At 46.4% G+C, this 22,834-nt stretch carries 22 protein-coding genes and 1 pseudogene; 5 read left to right on the top strand and 18 right to left on the bottom strand.

The features are described from left to right. Window positions 1-252: 252 nt before the first annotated feature. Window positions 253-1,137 carry a nucleotidyltransferase-like protein gene (locus tag ACH97_RS22565; RefSeq protein ID WP_020450641.1) on the bottom strand — a complete coding sequence of 295 codons (885 nt, stop codon included), beginning with the start codon at window positions 1,135-1,137 and terminating at the stop codon, window positions 253-255. A gap of 219 nt (window positions 1,138-1,356) precedes the next feature. Between ACH97_RS22565 and ACH97_RS22560 the strand changes: the two genes are divergently transcribed. Continuing rightward, window positions 1,357-1,704 (top strand): YgzB family protein, encoded by a 348-nt coding sequence (locus tag ACH97_RS22560; protein WP_020450640.1) that lies wholly within the window; start codon window positions 1,357-1,359, stop codon window positions 1,702-1,704. 48 nt (window positions 1,705-1,752) lie between these two features. Here ACH97_RS22560 and perR read toward each other — a convergent pair whose 3' ends face one another. Both perR and bcp read right to left on the bottom strand, forming a co-directional pair. Next, complete coding sequence (perR, locus tag ACH97_RS22555) at window positions 1,753-2,190, bottom strand: peroxide-responsive transcriptional repressor PerR (RefSeq protein WP_003179961.1); 438 nt, start codon at window positions 2,188-2,190, stop codon at window positions 1,753-1,755. A gap of 212 nt (window positions 2,191-2,402) precedes the next feature. Continuing rightward, on the bottom strand, window positions 2,403-2,876 hold the full coding sequence (gene bcp / locus ACH97_RS22550; protein ID WP_023855987.1) for a thioredoxin-dependent thiol peroxidase: 474 nt from the start codon (window positions 2,874-2,876) through the stop codon (window positions 2,403-2,405). Between the two features lie 154 nt (window positions 2,877-3,030). Between bcp and ACH97_RS22540 the strand changes: the two genes are divergently transcribed. After that, window positions 3,031-4,329 (top strand): glutamate-1-semialdehyde 2,1-aminomutase, encoded by a 1,299-nt coding sequence (locus ACH97_RS22540; protein ID WP_035339165.1) that lies wholly within the window; start codon window positions 3,031-3,033, stop codon window positions 4,327-4,329. A gap of 251 nt (window positions 4,330-4,580) precedes the next feature. Beyond that, on the top strand, window positions 4,581-5,651 hold the full coding sequence (locus ACH97_RS22535; protein ID WP_020450637.1) for an FUSC family protein: 1,071 nt from the start codon (window positions 4,581-4,583) through the stop codon (window positions 5,649-5,651). 30 nt (window positions 5,652-5,681) lie between these two features. Here the strand turns inward: ACH97_RS22535 and ACH97_RS22530 are convergent, their stop codons facing one another. From ACH97_RS22530 to fabL, 10 genes and pseudogenes are all read right to left on the bottom strand, one after another. Continuing rightward, window positions 5,682-6,572, bottom strand: a complete 891-nt coding sequence (locus tag ACH97_RS22530; RefSeq protein WP_057957869.1) for an ABC transporter permease — start codon at window positions 6,570-6,572, stop codon at window positions 5,682-5,684. Between the two features lie 12 nt (window positions 6,573-6,584). Further along, window positions 6,585-7,586, bottom strand: coding sequence for an ABC transporter permease (locus ACH97_RS22525; RefSeq protein ID WP_020450634.1), 1,002 nt, complete (start codon window positions 7,584-7,586; stop codon window positions 6,585-6,587). A 13-nt stretch (window positions 7,587-7,599) separates the two neighbouring features. After that, a complete protein-coding gene (locus ACH97_RS22520; RefSeq protein ID WP_043054196.1) occupies window positions 7,600-9,198 on the bottom strand; it encodes an ABC transporter substrate-binding protein in 1,599 nt (532 codons plus the stop codon). Continuing rightward, window positions 9,195-10,151: an ABC transporter ATP-binding protein gene (locus ACH97_RS22515; RefSeq protein WP_048350613.1), complete on the bottom strand. Its 957-nt coding sequence runs from the start codon at window positions 10,149-10,151 to the stop codon at window positions 9,195-9,197. The genes ACH97_RS22520 and ACH97_RS22515 overlap by 4 nt, the downstream gene beginning before the upstream one ends. Next, a complete protein-coding gene (locus ACH97_RS22510) occupies window positions 10,148-11,128 on the bottom strand; it encodes an ABC transporter ATP-binding protein (protein ID WP_023855992.1) in 981 nt (326 codons plus the stop codon). Before ACH97_RS22510 ends, ACH97_RS22515 begins: the two co-directional genes overlap by 4 nt. Before the next feature lie 130 nt (window positions 11,129-11,258). Further along, on the bottom strand, window positions 11,259-13,001 hold the full coding sequence (locus tag ACH97_RS22505; protein ID WP_020450630.1) for an ABC transporter ATP-binding protein: 1,743 nt from the start codon (window positions 12,999-13,001) through the stop codon (window positions 11,259-11,261). 75 nt (window positions 13,002-13,076) lie between these two features. Next, on the bottom strand, window positions 13,077-13,607 hold the full coding sequence (gene ntdP, locus ACH97_RS22500; RefSeq protein WP_003179942.1) for a nucleoside tri-diphosphate phosphatase: 531 nt from the start codon (window positions 13,605-13,607) through the stop codon (window positions 13,077-13,079). A gap of 163 nt (window positions 13,608-13,770) precedes the next feature. After that, window positions 13,771-14,016, bottom strand: a complete 246-nt coding sequence (locus ACH97_RS22495) for a YgaB family protein (protein WP_003179940.1) — start codon at window positions 14,014-14,016, stop codon at window positions 13,771-13,773. 175 nt (window positions 14,017-14,191) lie between these two features. Then, window positions 14,192-14,341 (bottom strand): annotated as a pseudogene (locus tag ACH97_RS22490) (gamma-type small acid-soluble spore protein); the annotation flags it as partial. A gap of 83 nt (window positions 14,342-14,424) precedes the next feature. Next, complete coding sequence (gene fabL, locus ACH97_RS22485) at window positions 14,425-15,177, bottom strand: enoyl-[acyl-carrier-protein] reductase FabL (RefSeq protein WP_026580620.1); 753 nt, start codon at window positions 15,175-15,177, stop codon at window positions 14,425-14,427. An 82-nt stretch (window positions 15,178-15,259) separates the two neighbouring features. On the opposite strand from fabL, the gene ACH97_RS22480 reads away from it, so the two are divergent. Further along, window positions 15,260-15,484, top strand: coding sequence for a hypothetical protein (locus tag ACH97_RS22480; RefSeq protein WP_020450628.1), 225 nt, complete (start codon window positions 15,260-15,262; stop codon window positions 15,482-15,484). A gap of 25 nt (window positions 15,485-15,509) precedes the next feature. Here ACH97_RS22480 and mutY read toward each other — a convergent pair whose 3' ends face one another. Beyond that, window positions 15,510-16,595 (bottom strand): A/G-specific adenine glycosylase, encoded by a 1,086-nt coding sequence (mutY, locus tag ACH97_RS22475; protein WP_020450627.1) that lies wholly within the window; start codon window positions 16,593-16,595, stop codon window positions 15,510-15,512. A 206-nt stretch (window positions 16,596-16,801) separates the two neighbouring features. Between mutY and ACH97_RS22470 the strand changes: the two genes are divergently transcribed. Next, complete coding sequence (locus tag ACH97_RS22470) at window positions 16,802-17,785, top strand: metal-dependent hydrolase (RefSeq protein ID WP_020450626.1); 984 nt, start codon at window positions 16,802-16,804, stop codon at window positions 17,783-17,785. On the opposite strand, the gene ACH97_RS22465 is transcribed toward ACH97_RS22470, so the two are convergent. From ACH97_RS22465 to ACH97_RS22450, 4 genes are all read right to left on the bottom strand, one after another. Beyond that, window positions 17,782-20,367: a YfhO family protein gene (locus ACH97_RS22465; protein ID WP_020450625.1), complete on the bottom strand. Its 2,586-nt coding sequence runs from the start codon at window positions 20,365-20,367 to the stop codon at window positions 17,782-17,784. The genes ACH97_RS22470 and ACH97_RS22465 overlap by 4 nt on opposite strands. After that, window positions 20,364-20,765 (bottom strand): GtrA family protein, encoded by a 402-nt coding sequence (locus ACH97_RS22460; protein ID WP_020450624.1) that lies wholly within the window; start codon window positions 20,763-20,765, stop codon window positions 20,364-20,366. Before ACH97_RS22460 ends, ACH97_RS22465 begins: the two co-directional genes overlap by 4 nt. Then, window positions 20,734-21,693: a glycosyltransferase family 2 protein gene (locus ACH97_RS22455; RefSeq protein WP_048350614.1), complete on the bottom strand. Its 960-nt coding sequence runs from the start codon at window positions 21,691-21,693 to the stop codon at window positions 20,734-20,736. Before ACH97_RS22455 ends, ACH97_RS22460 begins: the two co-directional genes overlap by 32 nt. 742 nt (window positions 21,694-22,435) lie before the next feature. Beyond that, window positions 22,436-22,705, bottom strand: a complete 270-nt coding sequence (locus tag ACH97_RS22450; protein ID WP_020450622.1) for a YfhJ family protein — start codon at window positions 22,703-22,705, stop codon at window positions 22,436-22,438. Between the last annotated feature and the right edge of the window lie 129 nt (window positions 22,706-22,834).

Below are 22,834 nucleotides of genomic sequence, written 5' to 3'. Positions count from 1 at the left end.
AGCCAGGATCAAACTCTCCGATAAAGTAGTTTGACTGACTACGCACATCGCTGTGCGATTTATAAAAAATGAATTAACAGGTACGTTTTGTCTTGTTTAGTTTTCAAAGATCATTTCCGCTCCTGTCCGAAGCGACTTTATTAGTATAACATTTTCAACAAGGAGTGTCAAATGTTTTTTTGTTTTTTCGTCGCTGCTGCTTTCAGTTCAAAAACCGTTCCGCTAACAGCGACGCTTAATAATATATCACCGTTATAAATTAGTGTCAACACTTTTTTTGATAAAATATCCTCGGTGAAAAATCTTTTGGCCCTTTGTCTCAATCGGCTTGACTCCAACTAAGTCCTTTTCAGCCAAGAACTCCAGTATGACTCCCAGGTCTGCCGTGAAATACTTGAGATCCGGATGCTTGAGAAGATCAGCAAATTGCCAAACCTCTTTTTCATCCATGACATTGAGAATATGTGCGGCCCCGATTTCGGCTTTTGAATGAATGAGAAAATCGCTTGCGAGGAATAATAACTCCAGCCGTTTTTGCAAGCTTTCATTGCTCTCAATTAATTCCTTATACAATTTATAAACCTGAGGCTCCATGTGGCGGACTTGGTTCCATACCGTAACTTCTGGGTGAAAACCTTTATCGATCACTTCGATTCTGGCCAAATGATGGAGGGCGTGTACGATGGAATTGTAGGCGTCCAAAAATTGACCGTCCTCAAAAAACGATTTCCCTTCTATATATCTTCTGATTAATTTCCCATATTCAAGTCCGATTTTTAGTTTTCTTTCTGAAAACGGAAATGTATTAAGCTGCTCAATCAGCTTGGCGATAAATTCGTTTCGGTCGAAAAGCACCTTTCCATTGAGGACCCAGTCTATGATTCTTCTATTTGTTCCGAGCAAAATCCATTCCTGAAGCTGTTCAACAGAAATAATATGAAGAGAAGCCGTTTTTCCGTCGAACTCATAATGCTTCACGAATACAGGGTCTTCAGCCTTATTAACGATAATCAACAATGCCGCATCAAAATTATCTGTCGCAGATGAGGTTTGATTTCTCCTCTCAATCAGCATGACAGCGAGTGTGTCAGGGCGGCTTGCTCTTTCTTGGTAAATCGGACGGAGAAGATTTTCCATCACCATTCCTCCAATACGATGTAAATGCGTTGCTCTAAAAGCTTCTCTCTTTGTTTCTACCTATTTCTACGAGCCAATAAAAACTCCTTTATTTTGAAAACACATTGAATTATTATAATCAATTTCCCCAAAACTCTCTATAGAAATTTTCCAATTGATTCGTTTTAATTAAAGAATAACACATCTTTTCTATGCTATATTAGAGACAGGGGGATGGATATGGCAAAATACTCTAGCAAAATCAACAAAATCAGAACGTTTGCGTTAAGCCTTGTATTTATAGGCTTCATTATTATGTATGTCGGGATCTTCTTTAGGTCCTCGATCCTCTTGATGTCGGTGTTTATGATCTTGGGGGTATTGTCTATCTTGTTGAGCACAGCGGTTTATTTTTGGATCGGCATGCTTTCAACGAAAGCGGTTCAAGTCGTCTGTCCAAACTGTGAAAAACCGACCAAGATTTTAGGCCGGGTCGATATGTGCATGCATTGCAGGGAGCCTCTGACACTGGATAAAAACCTCGAAGGAAAAGAGTTTAACGAATCGTATAATCGAAAGTCTCAGTAGATACTGCAATAAAAATAAGCTGACCGTTAAAAAAGCGGCCAGCTCTTTTTAATGGCTTTCTTTTTTGTCGCATTCCTGACATAAACCGTATATCTCCAGTCTATGGTGACTGACTTTGAATCCTGTCACATGTGAAGCCAGCTGCTCCACTTCGTCGAGGCCGGGATAATGAAAGTCGACGATTTTCCCGCAGCGTTCGCAAATTGCGTGATAATGCTCGGATGTCACGAAGTCAAACCGGCTGGAGGAATCTCCGTACGTTAATTCCTTAACGAGCCCTGATTCCTTAAAAACCCGCAAATTGTTGTAAACCGTTGCTACGCTCATGTTTGGAAATTTCCCTTCCAGAGCTTTATATATATCATCTGCAGTTGGATGAGACATAGAATTCACGAGAAATTCCAGAATGGCATGACGTTGAGGAGTAATTCGAACCCCGGTTTCCTTCAACGCTTCCAACGCTTCTTTCAGGTTATGTTCAGCCATCGTCATGCACCTCTCTTCTAAAAAAAATTCTTACATTATAACGTTTATAATTAGTGTAACTCCTGATCAGAATCTTTGTCAATTCCAATCCCTGTGAAAAAGCTATTTTTAAGGCGAAAAAGGCCGATATGATCAGCATGTCCGGTCAGACAGACGAATATGAGCTTAAAAAGAGACCAAACTAAAATACAGTCCGGCCTCCCGCAAGAGCTTTACGCTTCCGCGATTTCTTTTACTGCTTGAAGCGCTTCTGCGACATGGTCTTTTACCTTTACTTTCCGCCACTCTTTCACAAGGCGGCCTTCTTTATCAATCAGGAATGTCGACCTTTCGACACCCATGTATTCCTTGCCGAAATTCTTCTTCAGCTTCCATACGTCAAAGCTTTCAGCGAGCTTGTGTTCATCATCGACGAGCAGCAGAAACGGCAGATCGTGTTTCTGCTTGAATTTCTCATGTCTTGTCTGGTCGTCAGGGCTGACTCCGATGATGACGGCATCAAGTTCAGCAAAGCTTTCATGTCGGTCTCTGAAATCGCACGCTTCCGTTGTGCACCCCGGCGTCATATCTTTCGGGTAAAAATAGAGCACGACATACTTTCCTTCAAAATCCGACAGCTTTACTTTTTCTCCGTGATCACCGAGCAGTTCAATATCAGGCACCTTTTGTCCAATTTCAACAGTCATTGTTTTGCCTCCTGTTATGTTTAATCGCTTGCTTTCCCCCATTATAAAAAACAGCGCCGTCTTGTTCAAATGTTCGGCGGCTTCTTTTTGCGCTCTGTCCGCCTCGTGTTACAATATAGAAATAGATAAAAGGTGCAGAAATGAGGAGGATATTATGCAGCATACTCAATCTGAAAAGCTTCATGAAGAAGCTCTTCAACATATAGTCGGAGGCGTCAACAGCCCCTCAAGGTCTTATAAAGCGGTCGGCGGAGGTTCTCCCGTCGCGATGGAGAGGGGAAGCGGCGCTTATTTTTGGGATGTGGACGGCAACAAATACATAGACTATCTTGCCGCCTACGGACCGATTATTACGGGTCACGCTCACCCGCATATCACAAAAGCGATTCAAACAGCTGCTGAGAACGGGGTGCTTTACGGCACGCCGACAAAGCATGAAGTGACATTTGCCAAGATGCTTAAAGAAGCGATTCCTGCCTTGGATAAAGTAAGATTCGTCAATTCGGGAACGGAAGCTGTGATGACGACGATTCGCGTCGCCCGGGCCTATACAGGCAGGACGAAAATCATCAAGTTCGCCGGCTGCTACCACGGCCATTCCGATCTTGTGCTGGTGGCGGCCGGTTCAGGTCCGTCAACGCTCGGCACACCTGATTCAGCGGGGGTTCCAAAAAGCATCGCCAACGAGGTGATTACCGTTCCTTTCAATGATATCGACAGCTATAAAGAAGCGCTCGATAAATGGGGGGACGATATTGCGGCAGTTCTCGTTGAACCGATTGTCGGAAACTTCGGGATCGTCGAACCGAAGAGCGGATTCCTCGAACAGGTCAATGAACTGACGCATAACGCAGGGGCGCTCGTCATCTATGATGAAGTTATCACCGCTTTCCGCTTTATGTACGGCGGCGCCCAGGATCTGCTTGGCGTCAAACCTGATTTAACGGCGCTTGGCAAAATCATCGGCGGCGGCCTGCCGATCGGCGCATACGGAGGCAAAAAAGAGATTATGGAACAAGTCGCACCGCTCGGACCTGCTTATCAAGCGGGCACGATGGCGGGGAATCCGGCTTCGATCCTCTCAGGTATCGCCTGCCTTGAAGTGCTGAAAGAAAAAGGCACATACGAAAAACTTGACCTCCTCGGCGCTATGCTTGAAGAAGGTATCCTGGGACATGCCGAAACCCACGGCATCAACATCACTGTCAACCGTCTTAAAGGCGCGCTCACCGTATACTTTACGAACGAAAAAGTCGAAAACTATGAGCAAGCCGAAAATACGGACGGAGAAATGTTCGCTGCCTTTTTCAAACTGATGCTTGAGCGCGGTGTTAATCTTGCGCCTTCAAAATATGAAGCATGGTTTATCACCACCGCGCACACGGAAGAGGACATTAAAGCGACGCTTAAAGCCGTGGATGACTCATTTAAACAATTGAAACAACGCATATAAAAAGAGAGCGGGTCCGCTCTCTTTTTATCAAATGCGGAGCACTTTGTAAACGCGGTGAACAGGCACTTTTCACCGGCTTGTTTTTCTTTTTTGTCAATGATTTGTTTTTTCTTAAAAATGGGTTGAATATTTCGGAAGATCGCTGTATATTACTTTATTGTTTGGCAAATTAACAGAGAGGGAATGTTCAATACAATTCATTTTCTGTAAAGAACGAATTTTATTATAGAAAGGGATGCAAGTACAGCCTAATGAAACTTGGTGCCCGTATTTTCAAAACAGGCATTGCCATTACGCTTGCGCTTTACCTCGCGTCTTGGCTCGGCCTTCCGACTCCTGTCTTCGCGGGAATCGCGGCTATCTTCGCGATACAGCCTTCGATCTATCGTTCATTTTTGACGATTGTCGATCAAGTGCAGGCGAACATAATCGGAGCTGCCACAGCCATTATTTTTGGACTTATTTTCGAACCCAGTCCGATCATCATCGGATTGACGGCGGTAATCGTCATTACGATCAACCTGAAGCTGAAGATCGAGAATACAATTTCGATCGCTCTCGTCACCGTTATTGCCATATTGGAGAGCTCCGGCGACAACTTTTTATGGTTTGCCTTGGTGAGAACCGGAACGGTTATTTTGGGTGTATTGTCTGCGTTCCTGGTCAACCTGATTTTTCTGCCGCCTAAATATGAAACGAAGCTCGTCAGCCATGTTGTTGAAAATACAGATGAAGTCATTAAATGGATCAGATTGTTGACGCGGAAGACAACGGAACACTCCATGCTGAAAGAAGACATTGAAAAGCTGAAAGAAAAAATGATGAAGGTCGATCACCTTTACTTGCTTTACAAAGAAGAAAGAAGCTATTTAAAACGTTCCACATATGTAAAACAGCGAAAGCTCGTGCTGTTCAGACAGGCGATTATTGCATCAAACCGCGCGCTTGATGCTTTGAAAAAACTGCACCGGCTTGAAAACGAGTTTTGTCATATGCCTGAAGAATTTCAAGAAACGCTGGTCGAAGAGCTTGATTATCTTCTCCATTGGCACGAGCGAATTTTAATGAGATTCGTCGGCAGGATTAAAACGCAGGATCACGTCGACCTTCACGAAGAAGGAGACGTGTACAAACAGCACTTGACCGAATCATTCCTGAAAAACCAGGACAAATTGAAAGAAGAACTGTTGGACTACAATATGCTGACCATTATGGCGAGCACCGTAGAATACCGAGAACAGCTTGAACATTTGGAAACCTTGCTCACAAGCTTTCAGACGTACCACAAAAAAGACAGTGAGCTTGAAGTTGAGGAAGAGTAAACCGGTTAACGAATACGTTAACCGGTTTTTTTATTTTCCTTCCTTCATTTTCGGATCAAGGGTGTCGCGCAGGCCGTCTCCCATCAGATTAAAGCCGAGCACGGTCAGCATGATCGCAAATCCCGGAAAAAATAATGCCCACGGGGCCTGCGCCAAATAAGGCCGGGCATCTGCAAGCATTTTTCCCCACTCCGGGTTCGGCGCCTGCGCCCCCAACCCTAAAAATCCGAGCGCGGCCGCTTCTATAATCGCCGTTCCAATATTCAGTGTCGCTTGAACGATAACCGGGGCCATGCTGTTGGGAAGAATGTGTTTAAACATCATCCTCATATTGGACATCCCGACAGCACGCGCAGATAAGACATATTCCTCCTGCCTGATGCTGAGCACTTTTGAACGAACGAGCCTGCCAAACGTCGGAACGTTGATGATGGCGATGGCAATCAGGGCATTTTCAAGGGAAGGCCCGAGAATCGCCACAATGGCGATCGCCAGCAGAATGCTGGGAAACGCGAGCATGATATCAAACAGCCGCGAAATCAACGCATCAGCCCATCTGCCGTAAAAACCGGCGATCAGCCCTAACAGCGTCCCCGCCAAGGCCGATGCCAGACAGGAGAAAAAGCCGACCCATAAAGACAGCCTCGCGCCGTACAGCACCCTTGAAAAAATATCCCTGCCAAAATCGTCCGTTCCAAAAAGGTGTTCAGCAGACGGAGCGGCAAGCCTGTCTGACAGTGACTGGTCGTTTATTCCATAGGGTGCGATGAGCGGCGCGAAGATGGCCAGCAGGATAAACAGCGCGACTAAAATCGTGCCGGCGGCAGCCAGTTTATGCTCAAAGAACCGCCGAATATGTTCCGCCAAAGGCGAACGCACCTTCACGTCCTCCCTCTGCTGTTCATTTTGAAGCACAACCACATTTCCCGCCTCCTAATATTTAATTCTCGGATCGATGACAGCGTACAGCAGATCAACAATGAAGTTAATCATGACGAAGATGAAGGCGATCACGAGAATGCCCGATTGGATAACCGGGTAGTCGCGGTAGCTGATCGCATCATAAATGTACCGGCCGATGCCGGGCCAGGCAAAAATCGTCTCCGTTAAAATCGCGCCGCCCAGTAAAAGTCCGGTTTGCAGGCCGATGACGGTCAACACCGGAATGAACGCATTTTTTAAACCGTGCTTATAGATAACGAAAAACATATGCACGCCTTTTGCTTTTGCCGTGCGGATATAATCGGACTGCAGCACCTCTATCATGCTGGCCCTTGTAATTCTCGCAATGATCGCGGCGGGAATGGTGGCAAGAGCGGTTCCCGGCAGAATTAAATGGCGGATGGTTTCTGCAAACTGATCAAATCTTCCGTGTAAAAGGGTGTCCAGTGTATGAATGTAAGTAAAGGCTTCGACCGGATTTCTGACATTCTCCCTTCCCGTTGTCGGCAGCCAGCCGAGCTCGATCGAAAAGAACCACTGGCCCATCAGACCAAGCCAAAAAATCGGCATCGACACGCCAATTAAAGCAACCAGCATCGCAATATAGTCGAATACCGAATTCTTAAACCACGCGCTGATGATTCCGGCATTCACACCGACAAACACTGCGATCAGCATCGCGAAAAAAGCAAGCTCGAGAGTGGCGAACAAATACGGCTTTATTTCTTGCGTAATCGCCGCTCCCGTGCGGATTGATGTCCCGAGATCCCCTTTCAGCAAATCCCCGATATATCTGGCGTATTGCACATACCACGGCTGATCAAGGCCGAGCTGGATGGTCAGCTGCTGCACCGCTTCCTTTGTCGCCCTCTGGCCGAGAATAACCTGGGCGGGGTTGCCGGGAATAAAGCGGATGATCGAAAAAACGACCAGTGTCATGCCAATGAGAACGGGGATCAGCATCCCCGTCCGTTTTAAACAGTACGCAAGCAATGGCTGTCACCACCTATTTAAACTCTACGCCGGACAATACTTCACTCCCTGTCGGATGCGGAGCATATCCTTCGATATCTTTTGAACCGGCCAAAATCGGCGTGGAATGGACAAGCGGAATCCAAGGCGATTCTTCATGGAGGAGCTCCTGCGCATCTTGATACAGTTTATTTCTCTTCTTTTGGTCAGGGTCTGACTGCGCTTCGATTAAGATGTCATGAAGCTCGTCATTGCTGAAGTACGTATAGTTGTTACCGCCGATATTATCTTTATCAAGCAGGGTATAAATGAAGTTGTCCGGATCTCCATTGTCTCCGGTCCAGCCCATCAAAAACGCGTCAGCTTCCCCTTTGCTCACCTTATCCAAATACGTCGCCCAGTCGTAAGTGACGATTTCCGCTTTGACGCCGATTTTTTCGAAGCTTGATTGAATCACTTCGGCTATTTTCATACCGTCCGGCATATATGGCCGCGGAACAGGCATTGCCCAAAGCTTCATTTTAAACCCGTCCGGGAATCCGGCTTCTTTTAAGAGTTCTTTTGCCTTTTTTAAATCATACGGATATTCCTTTATCTGATCGTTGTATCCTTCAAGTGAAGGAGGGAGCGGGTTTTTGGCAGATTCGGCGAGGCCTCCGTAGAAGGAATCGATAATCGCCTGTTTATCAACAGCATGATTCAGCGCCTGGCGGACCAGCTTATTGTCAAATGGTTTTCTTGTCGTCGTCATTCCGAGATACCCGACGTTCATTGAAGGCCTTTCAAATGTTTTCAGATTGGCGTCTGCTTTGATGCTTTCGATATCAGACGGATTGACGCCGTCCATTAGGTCGATTTCGCCCGTCTTCAACGCATTTAGGCGGGCTGAGTTTTCAGGAATGGCTCTGAAAATGATCTTCTCCAATTTTGGTTTACCTTGATCCCAATAGTCTTCATTTTTTTCAAGAACGATCCGGTCGTTCGGCTTCCATTCGACAAATTTGTAAGGGCCCGTGCCGACGGGGTGCTCCCTGAATTTTTCGCCGTATTTTTCGATGGCGGCAGGACTCGCAATCCCGAATGAAGTCATGGCAAGATTCTTTAAAAACGGCGCTTGCGGGCGTTTTAAAATGAACTGAATCTTATGGTCGTCGAGCACTTTTATATCTTTGATGACATGCCCCTCATCTTTCTTATAGCCTCCGAACATGCCGTAGTAAGGAAATTTTTCTTCATCCCCGTTCATCCACCGCTCAAAATTGTATTTGACGGCTTCTGCATTAAAATCCGTTCCGTCATGGAATTTCACGCCTTGCCTCAGCTCCAGTGTGTAGGTCAAACCGTCATCTGAAGCGTCCCATTTGACCGCGAGGCCTTCCTTCAGCGTAGTGTCTTGTTCTCCGTAATTCAGCAAGGTCTCAAACATATTGATCGTCACTTTAAACGCTTCGCCTTCTGTCGTTGTGATCGGATCAAGCGATGTTGAATCACCGCCTCTGCCGATGATCAGCGTATCTTTTCCCCCGTTCGTCTCTCCGTCGTTTTTTCCGCTTTCGTTACCGGAGCATCCCATTAAAAAAGCGGAAACAGACAGAATCATTCCCAAACAGATCAGCCAGCTTTTCTTTTTCATCGTACTGCCTCCTTATTGGTAAAATGGCATGCGACATAATGCCCGTCCGCAGTCTCTTCAAGAGGCGGCTCCGCTTCCAGACAAACCGCTGCCCGCTTCATGCATCTGCTGTAAAAAGGACAGCCCTTTTCACTCATGCGGGGCGCGGCAATATCCGGTGCCGTATGAACCGCTTCGCCTTTGCCGATGACCGGTACTGCCGCTAACAGCGTTTCTGTATACGGGTGTTTCGGCTCTCTAAATAACGATTCGGCGTCCGCCATCTCGACGATCTTTCCGAAATACATCACGGCCACCCTGTCGCTGATATAGCGAACGACTGCGAGATCATGAGAAATAAACAGAAACGTTAAATCGAATGCCTCCTGCAAATCATTCAGCAGATTTAAGATCTGCGCCTGAACGGATACATCAAGCGCGGAGACAGGTTCATCGGCAATGATTAGTTTTGGCTTAGTGATCAGCGCTTTTGCAATGCCGATCCTTTGCCTCTGACCGCCGCTGAATTGGTGTGCGTACCGGTCGCCGTATGAAGCATCAAGGCCGACAATTTCAAGCATCGAGCGCACGACCTCTCTCCTTTCCGCCTTCTTTCCGAGTTGATGAACGATCAGCGGTTCTTCCAAAATATCCTTTATTTTCATGCGCGGATTTAACGAAGCGTACGGGTCTTGAAAAATCATTTGTATATGCCTTCTCATATTGCGAAGATCTTTTGCATCAAGGCCTGTCATCTCCTGCCCGAGAAAAGTCACCTTTCCCGAAGTCGGTTCGGTCAGCCGCAATATCGATTTTCCTAAGGTCGATTTTCCGCAGCCGGATTCCCCGACAACCCCTAAGATTTCGCCTTTTTCAACTGACAGTGTAACATCATCGACCGCTTTCACGATTTTCTTACGGGACACGCGGTAATACGTTTTCAGTTCTTGAACGCTCAGCAGTTCGCGATTCATGTGAAAACACCTTCCTCTTCATAGAGAAAGCAGCTTACAGCATGATCATCCTTCAGCTTGTTCAATCCAGGCGCTTCTTCAATGCAGCGTTCATGTTTATGGGGGCATCGCGGCGCAAACATACAGCCTTTTTTAATCGATCCCGGCTTCGGCACCTGCCCCTCAATCGAAGACAGCCGCTCGGATTTGTCTGTGAATGCCGGAATAGAGGCGAACAAGCCTTTTGTATAAGGGTGTTTCGGACTGTCAAAAACAGCGGTGACACCGCCCTCTTCAACGATCCGGCCGGCATACATGATCATCACGCGTTCACATGTATTGTGAACGACGCCAAGGTCGTGGGTAATGAGGAGAATGGCTGTGTTAAATTCGGCATTGAGCTTTTTCAGCAGGGACAGAATCTGGGCCTGGATGGTGACGTCGAGAGCTGTTGTCGGTTCATCGGCGATCAGCAGCTTCGGTTCGCAAATTAATGCCATTGCGATCATGACCCGCTGCCTCATGCCTCCCGACAGTTCGTGGGGATACTGCTTCATCAGCTGGTCCGCCCTCGGCAGGCCGACGGTTTCCAGCATTTGAACGGCTTTTCTTCTTGCTTCTTTTTTATGAATATTGGTATGGCTGGAGAGTGCTTCTGTTAATTGATCGCCAATTGTGAAAAGGGGGTTGAGGGAGGTCATCGGCTCTTGAAAAACCATTGCGATGTCATTGCCGCGCATCTGTCTCCATTCTTTTTCAGACTGCATGAGAAGATCTTTGTTTTGAAACTTGATCCGGCCCGTCGTCCGGGTGTTTGCGTTCAGCCCCATTAAAGCCAAAGAGGTGACGCTCTTGCCGCAGCCGGACTCTCCGACGACTCCCATGATTTCTCCGGGATGGAGATCGAAAGAAATGCCTTGCACAATCGGGGTTTCAGACTTTTTCTGGTGAAACGAAATCGACAAATCCGATACTTCAAGCAATTTTTCTTTTGTCACTTATACACCTCCGGAGCTTGTATTTTTTAAATTGTATTTAGACGGGATAGGAAATATGTACGAAATTTGCATGGAAAGAAAAAGCCTGACAATCGTTCGGCTTCAAACGAAAGTCAGGCTTTTGGCGGTTTTAGTTTAATTTTTGAATGGTAAATAAATGCTTATAGTGGCCGTCGCGGCTCATTAATTCGTCATGTGTGCCGACTTCCGCGACACGTCCGTTTTCGATGACGACGATTTTGTCAGCGTGGGTAATCGTCGACAATCTGTGGGCAACGATAAAGGTCGTCCGGTCTTTCGCGAGCTTTTCCATCGCTTCCTGAATATAGTGCTCGCTTTCAAGGTCAAGCGCTGATGTCGCTTCATCCAAAATTAAGAGAGGCGGATTCTTCAGGAACACCCTGGCGATTGATATCCGCTGTTTTTGGCCTCCGGACAGCTTGACGCCCCTTTCTCCGACCTTTGTATCATAGCCTTGCGGCAGTTCCATAATAAAATCGTGGGCATTCGCGGCTTTTGCCGCTTCAATGATGTCTTCCATCGAAGCTTCGGGATTTCCGATCGATATGTTTTCACGTACCGATTCGCTGAATAAAAATGTATCCTGAAGCACCATGCCGATTTGGTTTCTAAGGCTCTGCGCCTGGTAATCGCGCACATCGATGCCGTCGATCTCCAGGCTTCCGGCTGAGACATCGTAGAATCTCGGAATGAGGCTGACGAGCGTTGATTTTCCGCCTCCGCTCATCCCGACGAGTGCGACCGTTTCGCCCCGTTCCGCTTTCAAAGAAAGATTCTGCAGAATCATTTCTTCCGACTTTTCGTATTGGAAGGAAACATTTTTGAATTCAACAATTCCTTTTAACCGCTCTGCTTTTACAGCATTGGGTTTATCTTTTAATTCATACGGTTCATCAATAAATTCAAACAGCCTGTCCATCGATGCGATCGACTGCGTCAATGTTGTCGATGAATTGATCAGGCGGCGCAGCGGGTTGTAGAGGCGTTCAATATATCCGAAAAACGCCACCATCGTTCCTACAGTAAGGGACCCGTGAATCACATGGTAACCCGCAACCGTAATGATGATCAGCGGAGCGAGGTCTGTAACCGTATTGACGACGGCAAACGTTTTGGCATTCCAGGCCGTATGGCGGATTGCTTTGCCGAGAAAATTCGCGTTCTCGTGATCAAATTGCTTCTGTTCATAATCTTCGATCGCAAAACTCCTGATGACAGGCATCCCCTGAACCCTTTCATGAAGGTGGCCCTGCACCTCGGCCAGCGCCTGGGAACGTTCTCTCGTCAGCTTTCTGAGCCTGCCGTAGAAGAATTTAACAGACAGTCCGTAAAGCGGAAACAGCACGATCGAAATAAGCGTCAGCTTCACATCCATCGTCAGCATGATGGCGATGGCGATAAAAATCGTCATCACGTCAAGCCATACGTTCATCAACCCGATGATGACAAATTCCTTTGTCTGCTCGACATCGTTGATGACCCTTGAAATGATTTCTCCTGCGCGGGTGTTTGCATAATACCTGAGGCTCAGCTTTTGAATGTGTGCAAACAGCTTGTCCCTGATATCATAAAGCACCTTGCTTGCCGTCCACTGTGCGAAATATTGCCGATAGTATTCGACAGGCGGCCGAAGCACCAAAAAAATGGCGAACATAACCGCCATTACCATGAATAATGTGGATGTTTTTTCTTCAGTGGTTCCGCTCCCCTGGATGATGTCGTCAACGACGTATTTCAGCAGAAGCGGGATGACCAGCGGAATAGAAAATTTAATAATACCGATTAAAACCGTCAAAACGATTTTCCATTTATACGGCTTCACAAATTCCATGTACCTTCTGATTACCCCCACACGTCTTCCCCCCTCTATATCTTGATGTGTGAGTACACCGCAAAAAACCTGTTGGTCTCAACAGGTTTTTCAGGTTTATTTTGTATAATGCAAATACCGTTCATACCAAATATCAATAAATTCAGATGCAAACGGGCCTTTTCTTTGGTGTATCCAATGCAGCAACGTATTTAAGTGGTACCTTAAAATGCCGTCGATTTCCTTCGGATAATTCATCGCCTTTTTATGATCCGCGTACTCATCTTCATCAAGAATATGATACGTCATATCCGGAAAGACTTTCACGTCTAAATCATAGTCGATGTATTTGATGGCTTCATCGTCCAAAGCAAACGGCGAGCTGATGTTGCAATAGTAATAAATCCCGTCTTCGCGAAGCATGCCGATGACGTTAAACCACTGCTTTGCATGGAAATAACAAATTGCGGGCTCTCGCGTCACCCATGTCCGGCCGTCAGATTCTGTGACCATTGTCCGGTCATTGGCGCCGATGATGCACAATTCCGTTGCTTTTAAAATCGTTGTTTCATTCCAAATCCGATGAATCTGTCCATTGTGCTTATAGCTATGAATTTGAATGGTTTCTCCTTCCTTGGGAAAGCCCATGTTTTTCTCCCCTACTTTCTTTGCAAAAGCCTTACAAGTCAGTGTGTCACATCGCCTGTCCGACAGTTCTTTTATTTATTATAACGTTTGAAAATAAAAAATGAAAATAAAACAGCCACTCCCGAACAGGAATGGCTCTTTTCTAAAAACGATAAAGAGAGGCTCATGCTTCGATTCTTTGATAAGCCTGAATCACCTGCTCCGTCTGCTTTTGGAATAAATCCTGAATTTGAGCAAGATCTTTCCGCTTCTGGGATATATCTTCCCGGATCGATAAAAGCTGGGCTTTCTTTTCAAGGGCAGCCAATTCTTTTTCAATTTTCTGGCATCTTTCAATCTCCGCTTGCAGATACAGCAGCTTATCCATAATCTCCATCTGCCCCTGAACCAAGTTTTCAAATTCCGGCATTCGGGATCCTCCATTCTATGCTCTACTCCATTTATTGCCTAACTAACATTTCTCTATACATGCCGGATGTCCTTTGACTGATTGTGGCTAAGATTCGGATGTTTTGTCGGATCAAAAAAACGAAAAGAAAAAAGCACCTCATCCGATGGTGAAGTGCTTTTTCCTGTTTCAGTGATTAGCTGTTTTGCTGTTTTTTTTGCTCAGCTTGTTGGTTATTTTGTCTTACTTGCTGCGCGTCAGTTTCGCTGGCAAATTCAGTGCCGAACTGACCACCTTGTGCAGAAGCTTGGTTTTGTTGTCTTACTTTTTGTGCGTTTGTTTTGGATTGTTGGTTAGCCATTGTATATCACCTCCACGACCATTAGATTGTGCAGGAGGATGATATCCTATTCATTGAACGCGAAAAATTTACACGAGCAGTGAACGGCCGCCGTCAATAATGATCGTCTGTCCGCGGATCATATCCGCTTTCCCTGACGTTAAAAACTCCACCGCATCGACCATGTCGCTAATCTCAACCATGCGGCCGGCAGGCGTATTTTGCCGGGCATCTTCCAAAAGTTCTTCGCGGTTCGGGAAGTGCTTCAGGGCGTCTGTATCGATCGCGCCTCCGGAAACCGCATTGACGATGATGTTTTTCACCGCAAGCTCAACAGCGAGATATCTTGTCAATGATTCAAGCGCAGCTTTTGAAACGCCGACTGTCGTATAGTTTTCCAAATAACGGATCGAACCGAGCGAACTGATGCTCACAATGTGGCCGCCTCCCGTTTTCTCCATCAGCTTTGCCGCTTCCTGCGCGCAGAATAGCAGAGCTTTCGCATTGATGTTCATCGTCCAGTCCCAATGGCTTTCCTCAAGCTCCATGACGGGGCGTAATACGCCGGATGCAGCATTGTTGACGAACACGTCCAGTCTGCCGAAGGCTTCCTCGATTTGCTGAAACATATCTTTTATTTTCGCCGGCTGCCCGACATTCGCCTTGACGACCAATGCTTTGACACCGAGCTTTTCGATTTCTTCAGCCGTCTCAAGGGCCGCTTTTTTGCTTCTTGCATAGTTGATGACGATATTGTAGCCGTTTTCGGCAAGCCTCAGGGCGGCTGCTTTGCCGACGCCGCGGCTGCTTCCTGTAATAAGGGCACATTTTCTTTGTTCCATTTGTCATTCATCTCCTAGTATAGTGATTAAAAATCTGATAAAAAATAGCTCATAACACGATCAAAAAGGAGGCATTCGCCTTATGTACGTAGGACGCGATATGAGCGAGCTCGACCACACGCCGAAAAACGAGTGGAAAGATGCGGAGCTTCTCTATTTTCACCGCGCCTTCCAGCAAATCATGCCATTCCTTAATGAAGAAGGGCATGCCGAATACCTGGAGGTTGTGAAAGAAATTCAAGCAAGAGGCGGACTGCGCCGCCAGGAAGCCGATTATACGCACGGCACCACCATCCAGTACGACTAACGGGCAGCATGCACAGTCAAGCTGCCTATTTCATATACATATTCCATATTTTCTGATGCGAAACCGGGAAGGCATATTCAGCGAGCTCTTCTTTCGTGACCTTTTTAAAGTATGAATCATCCGGTTGATCGAGCGTTTTCCCGAAAAAGACAGAAATGTTCCAGACAAGGTGTGTAAACACGTGTTCTACGATTCCTTCAAGCGGACCGATTTCGGCCTCTATTCCGGCTGCTTCTTTCAAAAAAGCCGCAAGCTGCTCGCGCTCGTGCTTCAGCCCTTTCTGCGTTTCTGTGTTCGGGAATTCCCAAAGGTTTGCCAAAAGGCCTGATGCCGGTCTTTTATGGATATAGATGTATCCTTCTTCATCAGTCAGGACAACGGCTGCAAGAGTTTTTACCGAGGGTTTTTTCTTTTTGCTTTTAACCGGAAGCTCTTTTTCACAGCCTTCTGCAAAAGCGGAACAGTGTTCTCGGACGGGACAGAGAAGGCAGGATGGCGATTTCGGCGTACAGATGACAGCGCCAAGCTCCATCAGCCCCTGGTTAAATTCGGACGGTTTTTCTTCAGAAATAAACGCTTCGACAATTTTTTCAAACAGGGTTTTGGTTTTAGGCTTTGCGATATCATCCCATACGGAAAGAATCCGTGACATGACCCGCATGACATTTCCGTCCACCGCGGGTACCGGCTGATTGTAGGCGATGCTTAGCACCGCGCCTCTTGTATAAGGGCCGACACCTTTTAAGCTGCCGAATTCCTCTTTTGAAGGAGGAACCACTCCTCCGTATCGTTCGTGGACTTCCCTGACAGCGCTCTGCAAGTTCCGAACTCTTGAATAGTATCCCAGTCCTTCCCAGGCTTTAAGCACTTTTTCTTCGTCGGCTTCAGCGAGCGCTTCAACGGTCGGGAATTTTTCGATAAAGTTGTTGAAGTAAGGAATCACCGTATCCACTCTCGTCTGCTGAAGCATCACTTCTGACACCCATACCTTATAAGGGTCGCTGTCTGAGCGCCATGGCAGATCCCGTTTTTCTTGCTCATACCAAGAAATTAAATCTTCTTGAAATTGTTTGATGTTTTTTTGCTCTAATTTCTTTTGCAGATCCATCATGAAACTTCTCCTTGCCTGTGCACGTCACATTTGCATACCGATCTTTTGTTACTTCGGCTTTTTGTTGTAAACTATATGCATATACGATAACATGTTACATTAAAAGTGAAGAAAGCAAAAGCGTTAAATATTTCAGGCAAGGTCCGTCGTTCGTTCTGTTTTTGGAAAATAAAATGATTTTCTAGCACCATTAGGGGAGGTCACCAATGGATACTGGCACACATGTTGTCATGGGCGTTGCACTCGGAGGCATTGCGACGCTTGATCCAGTTGTCGGAATGGACCCATCAATGGCTCAAGCCGTGATGATTGCGACAATCGCCGGATCTCAGGCTCCGGATATCGATACCGTTTTGAAATTGAAAAACAACGCTGTTTATATTAGGCACCACAGGGGATTCACCCATTCCATCCCCGCTGTTCTCGCCTGGTCGCTGATGATTCCGGGCATTCTCATGCTCTTTTATCCCGAAGCCAATCTGCTTCACCTGTGGCTTTGGACCTTTGCCGCGGTCGCGCTTCATGTGTTCGTGGATATTTTTAATGCATACGGAACACAGGCGATCAGACCTTTTTCAAGGAAATGGGTAGCGCTCGGCTTGATTAATACATTTGATCCGTTTATTTTCGTCAGCCATCTCATAGCCATCGCCTTTTGGCTGGCAGGCGCGCATCAGGGCTATACATTTTTGGCTCTTTACATCGTCTTGGCCGGTTATTATCTGGTGAGGTATTTCATGCAGAGGAACATCAAGCATGAACTCCGTGAAAAAATCGAAGATATTGAAGAAATCATTATTTCGCCTACGATGAAATTCAGGCAGTGGCGAATTGCCGTCAAAGCAAAATCGGCTTTTTACGTCGGACGAAGCATGGACGGAAACGTCGTCATCGTTGACACCTTCAACAGGGTGCCTGTGCCGGATACGGACGTGATGAAAGCGGCGAAACAGGATAAGAACATTTCGGCGTTTCTTTCATTCTCACCGGTTTACAAATGGGAGATCGATACGTATAAGGATCACTACGAAGTCCGCTTTATCGATCTGCGATACCGCAGCAAAGGACACTACCCTTTCGTGGCGATCGCGCACATCGACAGAGACACGCTCGAATTAATCACCTCCTATACGGGATGGATTTTCAGCGAGGAAAAACTTCAGAAAAAATTAAAGCTTGGCTCTGTTTAAGAGCCAAGCTTTTTTCTCCTTCTGCCGTACCAGATTCCGATGATGAGGCTGATGACTGTCACGGCCGAGGCAGCTTTGAAGTACGGCGGGTAATAAACGAGCCGGATGTCGTTTTTCCCTTTTTCTATTGAAAATCCGATAAACGCGTAATTTGCCTTATGGACGGTTTGCGGTTTTCCGTTTACAGTGACTTCCCAGCCTTTTTCGTACGGAACCGGCAGGACCATGTAGCGGTCTCCATTTTGATTGTCAAAGCTGATGGACACTTGATTGTTCCGCCAGTCCAAGTCGGCGGCCGGCGCTTTTTCGGCGGCCGCTTTTTTCAGCAATTGATAGTCTTCCTGGTGCAGGCTCAAATGGTCCAATTGATATTTCCCTTTTGGTAGCCTGATTGAAATTTTATCTGTTTTCGGGACCCTGATCGTTAAATCGTAAACACCTGTTTTGTAAATCGACTCGTTCGATTTTCTTGATGTTACATAATCATTGACCCGCAAGTTAAAGAATTGGTCTTTTGCAAGGCTTTTTAAATAAAATCCGACATAATAGTCGCCTTCTTTCGGAAGCCCGCCTTCGGGAATGAGATCGATGCCGCCATTTTCGGCGGTGACGTCGAGGACGCCGTTATGATAGCTCGCCCCTTCGGTTTTCAGCTTCGTCTGCTTCATCAAATCAGGAACGTCCGGCGGCTGCACTTTTTCATCATCGCCATTCTCAAGCACGATTCCTTCAAGCATCGCATGCTCCCGCGCTAAAACAGGCGCATCCGCTAAATCTTTTTCCGTAAATACTGTCCGCGCGGTCCGGATAAACGGCATGGTGTATTTGTTTTTATAGACCGCGTAGTGCTCTGATTCATCCGTTTTGCTAAACCCGTACGGAACATTGGCGGCATTCTCTTTTTCCGTCATGTAATACTTGCCGTACAGCAAGCTGTACAAATTGGCCCGGTCGCCCATCGATGCGTAGCGGCTGACGCTTTCCCTTCCCATATCGATTTGCAGGTCTTCCCAATAAAACAGGAGAAGATCGCGATTGAGAATGCTTGAGTAGGCGCTGAAGCCGTTAAAATCCTGCATCAGCGGAGTATTGTTGCGCACGCCGTTCATCCAGTCGATTCTTGTATACGGGTCACCGTCATCGTCTTTTCGAATGTTGTTTAAGAGGCGGCGCTGTTCTTCGCCATTGTACTCATTGCTGGTCAAATAGCTTTTTGTGACGTCTTTAATGCCGCTTGACTCAGACAGAACATATTTCTGATACGTGTTCGCTACGAGAACGGACGATAATAAAATGCAGGCTTGCAAAAAAAGCTGCGATTTCTTATATTGAAACCCCGCCGCCGTAAAGATGGCGATTGTCAGGAACAGAAGCACAAGCATGCTCCAATTTTGCATCAGTGATAAATCCACGTCTTTTCGCCAAATGACCGCGATATAAACCAGAAGGGCGAGCAGGATGGACCATATCATCTCTTTCCGCCTGATGTTTTTCAGTTCTGTCATTCCTGCGGCCGCCGCTCCCCCGATCGTAAAAGCGAGCAGGTATTCAAAGCGGTTCTGCGGAGCGGAGAAACCGTTGAACGCGCTTGCCGCAAGCGGGCTGTAGTGCAAAAGCACAAGCAGCACACTGATTGAGGCAAACAGCCTGAACGTTTTATTTTTATAGAACGAAAACGCGAACAAGAACAGCATAAAGACAGCCGGCAGCAAGACAATGCGGCTGGAAAACAGAATGTTGTCCGTCAGATCGTATACAGCGACAGCCTGTTCATACGGCGGCCGTAAATTGTTTAAAAATCCGTAAACTGCAGGCACAAAGGAAACCGCGCTGATTCCGAAAGAAATCAGGCATGAAGCGGCGAACATCCCGAATTGCTTCCACCTCGGCGCTTCCTTTTCCGGGTCTAGCCGGATCAGCCAGCGGAAGATAATATAGATCGCAATGAAAATCAAGTTGATATAGGCAAAATAAAAGTTATTGATCAGCGTTAAAGAACAAGCCGTAATAAACAGTCCTGTCCGCTTTTCCCTGATAACTTTCTCGGCTCCGGCGACAAGCAGCGGCAGCCACAGCATGGCGTCACTGAAAAATTCCCAGAACACCGTGTGCCTGAAATAGATGACCGACGTACCGTACAAGACCGCACCTGTAAAGGCGGCAAGCTTGTTTTTCACCATGCCGTTTAACGCATACGCTGCCGCTAAAATGATCAGGCTGAGCTTAATGACACTGATGAATACAGAGGCCTGCGCCCAGAACAAAGGGTCCGCATCCCCGGCCAAATGCAAAAGCTGCATCAGAAAAATGGCTGCGGATGAAGCGATGAAGACAAAAGACGTCGTGAAATAATAGCCAAGCTGGCTGTAGATCCCGCCTCCGAGACCGAAAGAATACGAATAAAAGAAGTTCCCTTGTTTGTATTGTTCAAAAAGAAACGACTTAAAAATAATCATTTGTGCAAGTCCGTCGCCGTTCCCAGTCATGTAGCGGTCATGCGCCCATTCATACAGAAAAAAGGAATGGGCGGCCAAGGAAACTGCAACGCTTGCGATCACAAATAAAAAAACTGTTTTCTTCATACTCTTCCCCTGTCTTTTTTCAAAATCTTCCCTGTCACTAAAAATGTCAGAGGAACGGTTAAAAACATGGAGGCAAGCGGAGCTGCCTCACTGTTCATCTTGAAAAAATTCACAAACGTGTAGACGAACAAAGAAGATACCGTCAAATTAAACAGCTGTGTCAGCGGAAATTGCAAAAACTTTGCCAGCGTCGGCTTGATTTTAAATGTAAAATAGCAGTTCAAGAAAAAAGAAATCACAAGACTGACGAAAAAAGCGGCAATATGAGAAACCATATAATTCAACTGAAGCAAAACATGCAGCAGCAAATACACCGCATAGTAATTCAAAGTATTCACTGCACCGACGACGGCGAAGCGAATAAATTCAGGATTCACGATTTTCATGAGTTTCTCCATGAGCGATGTTTGCCTCCTGTATTAAGTAATGAGGCCGCTTTTTCGTCTCATAATAAATGCGCCCGATGTATTCGCCGATGATTCCGAGGCTGAGAAGCTGGATGCCGCCGAGAAACAGGACGGCGGAAATAATCGTAAAATAGCCGGGAACGATCACACCGTATTTTAAGATTCTGATGAATGTCGCAGCGATATAAATAAGCGATAGAAAAAGGATAAAAATACCGGCGTAAAAACAAATTCTCAGCGGTCTGTTGTTGAACGACACAACCCCGTCGATTCCATAGTTCAACAAGTGGCGGAACGACCACTTGGACTTTCCGTTTTTCCTTTCGACGTTCTCGTAATAAACAATCTTTTGGTCAAAACCGATCCAGCAAAACAGCCCTTTTGAGAACCTGTTGCCTTCGCTCAGCTTCAGCATCGCATTGACTGCTTTTCTGCTTAAAAGACGAAAATCGCCGACGCCGTCCCTTAAATCGACTTCCACGGCATTATTGATAAAGCGGTAATAAAGGGACGACAAGTAGGAGCGCACAGGGTTGTCTCCCTTTCTGTTGCGCTGGGCGACCACTTGATCATAGCCTTCCTCATACCCTTTAATAAAATCGTGCAGGAGGTATGTCGGGTGCTGCAAATCCGCATCCATCACCACAACGGCATCGCCGCGGGCATGCTGAAAACCGGCAAGGATGGCTGCCTCCTTGCCGAAATTCCGTGAAAACGAAATATATTTCACACGCTTGCTTTTTTCGGCTAGCTTTTTAATTTCCTCCAATGTTTGATCAGTGCTTCCATCATTTATGTAATAAATTTCATAATCATAATCAATGGATTGAAATTCGTTCCTCAACGATTCATAAATCAATTTAATATTGCTTGCTTCATTGTATGAAGGAATAATGATTGAAACGAATCCTCTCTTCACTTAAAGGCACCTCTTTTGGACATAATAAAATTGCATCCGGCATCCGTTTGGCAGGATACTTGCATCTAGCCGCTTCCCACACAACAAAAGGAAAACTGTGGGCACGCTGTACTATTTTCTACAAGATTATTTTGTCATTATATCAGACATCTATGAACAAGTGGTAAAAAAATGATATTGCTTTAGAATCAAACACGATAACCTAATGGTTTTCCCATTTTACGACATTTTTCGCATTGAATCATATTTTTCCAAATTAAACCCCTGCTCTTCACCAAAAGCCAAAGAAGCCGCAGGGAAAACCTCGTAAGGACCGCTTGTCAAACCGGAGGTCAAAGCCCGCCGCCGCAATCAAATCCTTCCCCTTAATATGCCCTTTGTCATCGGGTGAAAACCGGATTTGATTTCTCCGACTGTTCCATGATGGAAGACCGAACGCTGCAGACAGAGCTTTTTTCATGACTTCACGCCGTTATGCTGCAGTCGAAACCGTGACCCCGCTCCTCTTGCGGCTCCTCCCGACAACCCGGGAATCGGCGAATGACACAATGTAATGGTCATTGATCAGGCAAGCTTACACCAGTCTTCGCTTCAACGGACAGACGGCTCCCGCTCCGGCCTCGCCTTGCCTTCACGCCCTTCATGCGCCATCCGGGCTCCTTTTGATATGCGGCGCTGGCACCGGCAATCCGGAACCAATGACAATCGCTTTCACGCCAATCATTCTTTTCGAAAGAAATGCTTAATGAAGCAGCCCGCGGCCTCCGGAGAACAGATCCTTGTAAGAAGGCTTATCATTTTGAAATAAATGCAACTTGCTGCCATAGTGCTCAATCCACTCTTTGACGACACGCTCTGTCAGCTCTTTTCCTCTGTACGGGTGGCCGGCCTTTGCAAATGTCGCCTCGAAATCCCCCCACAGCAGTTCAACCCATGTTCTGGCTTGTGCGTAACTCAGCATATGATTTTTTTCAAGAAGCGCATTTGTCAGCTTTTCAAAGTACTCTTCCACTTGGCTTTTCCCCCTTTCCCTAAGGAAAAAACTTTCTTTTTGAAAACGTCGTCCTTTTCATATACTAACCTTACGTCTTCCGAACCGAAGACGCAAACATTATGGACTTGATTGGAGGAGCCTAAAAGA

This window comes from Bacillus paralicheniformis, assembly GCF_001042485.2.
GTDB lineage: Bacteria > Bacillota > Bacilli > Bacillales > Bacillaceae > Bacillus > Bacillus paralicheniformis.
Note: the sequence above shows the minus strand (reverse complement) of the source record. Positions and strands in the feature narration are given on the sequence as shown.

Bases quoted from the DNA above. Each gene is read 5' to 3' on its own strand.
- ntdP (WP_003179942.1), bottom strand. From the start codon at position 13,607: ATGGGCTTTCCCAAGGAAGGAGAAACCATTCAAATTCATAGCTATAAG.
- mutY (WP_020450627.1), bottom strand. From the start codon at position 16,595: ATGATGGATCTGCAAAAGAAATTAGAGCAAAAAAACATCAAACAATTT.
- fabL (WP_026580620.1), bottom strand. From the start codon at position 15,177: ATGGAACAAAGAAAATGTGCCCTTATTACAGGAAGCAGCCGCGGCGTC.
- ACH97_RS22520 (WP_043054196.1), bottom strand. From the start codon at position 9,198: ATGAAAAAGAAAAGCTGGCTGATCTGTTTGGGAATGATTCTGTCTGTT.
- ACH97_RS22565 (WP_020450641.1), bottom strand. From the start codon at position 1,137: ATGGAAAATCTTCTCCGTCCGATTTACCAAGAAAGAGCAAGCCGCCCT.
- ACH97_RS22540 (WP_035339165.1), top strand. From the start codon at position 3,031: ATGCAGCATACTCAATCTGAAAAGCTTCATGAAGAAGCTCTTCAACAT.
- ACH97_RS22560 (WP_020450640.1), top strand. From the start codon at position 1,357: ATGGCAAAATACTCTAGCAAAATCAACAAAATCAGAACGTTTGCGTTA.
- ACH97_RS22515 (WP_048350613.1), bottom strand. From the start codon at position 10,151: ATGAATCGCGAACTGCTGAGCGTTCAAGAACTGAAAACGTATTACCGC.
- ACH97_RS22480 (WP_020450628.1), top strand. From the start codon at position 15,260: ATGTACGTAGGACGCGATATGAGCGAGCTCGACCACACGCCGAAAAAC.
- ACH97_RS22465 (WP_020450625.1), bottom strand. From the start codon at position 20,367: ATGAAGAAAACAGTTTTTTTATTTGTGATCGCAAGCGTTGCAGTTTCC.
- ACH97_RS22460 (WP_020450624.1), bottom strand. From the start codon at position 20,765: ATGGAGAAACTCATGAAAATCGTGAATCCTGAATTTATTCGCTTCGCC.
- ACH97_RS22470 (WP_020450626.1), top strand. From the start codon at position 16,802: ATGGATACTGGCACACATGTTGTCATGGGCGTTGCACTCGGAGGCATT.
- ACH97_RS22535 (WP_020450637.1), top strand. From the start codon at position 4,581: ATGAAACTTGGTGCCCGTATTTTCAAAACAGGCATTGCCATTACGCTT.
- perR (WP_003179961.1), bottom strand. From the start codon at position 2,190: ATGGCTGAACATAACCTGAAAGAAGCGTTGGAAGCGTTGAAGGAAACC.
- bcp (WP_023855987.1), bottom strand. From the start codon at position 2,876: ATGACTGTTGAAATTGGACAAAAGGTGCCTGATATTGAACTGCTCGGT.
- ACH97_RS22495 (WP_003179940.1), bottom strand. From the start codon at position 14,016: ATGCCGGAATTTGAAAACTTGGTTCAGGGGCAGATGGAGATTATGGAT.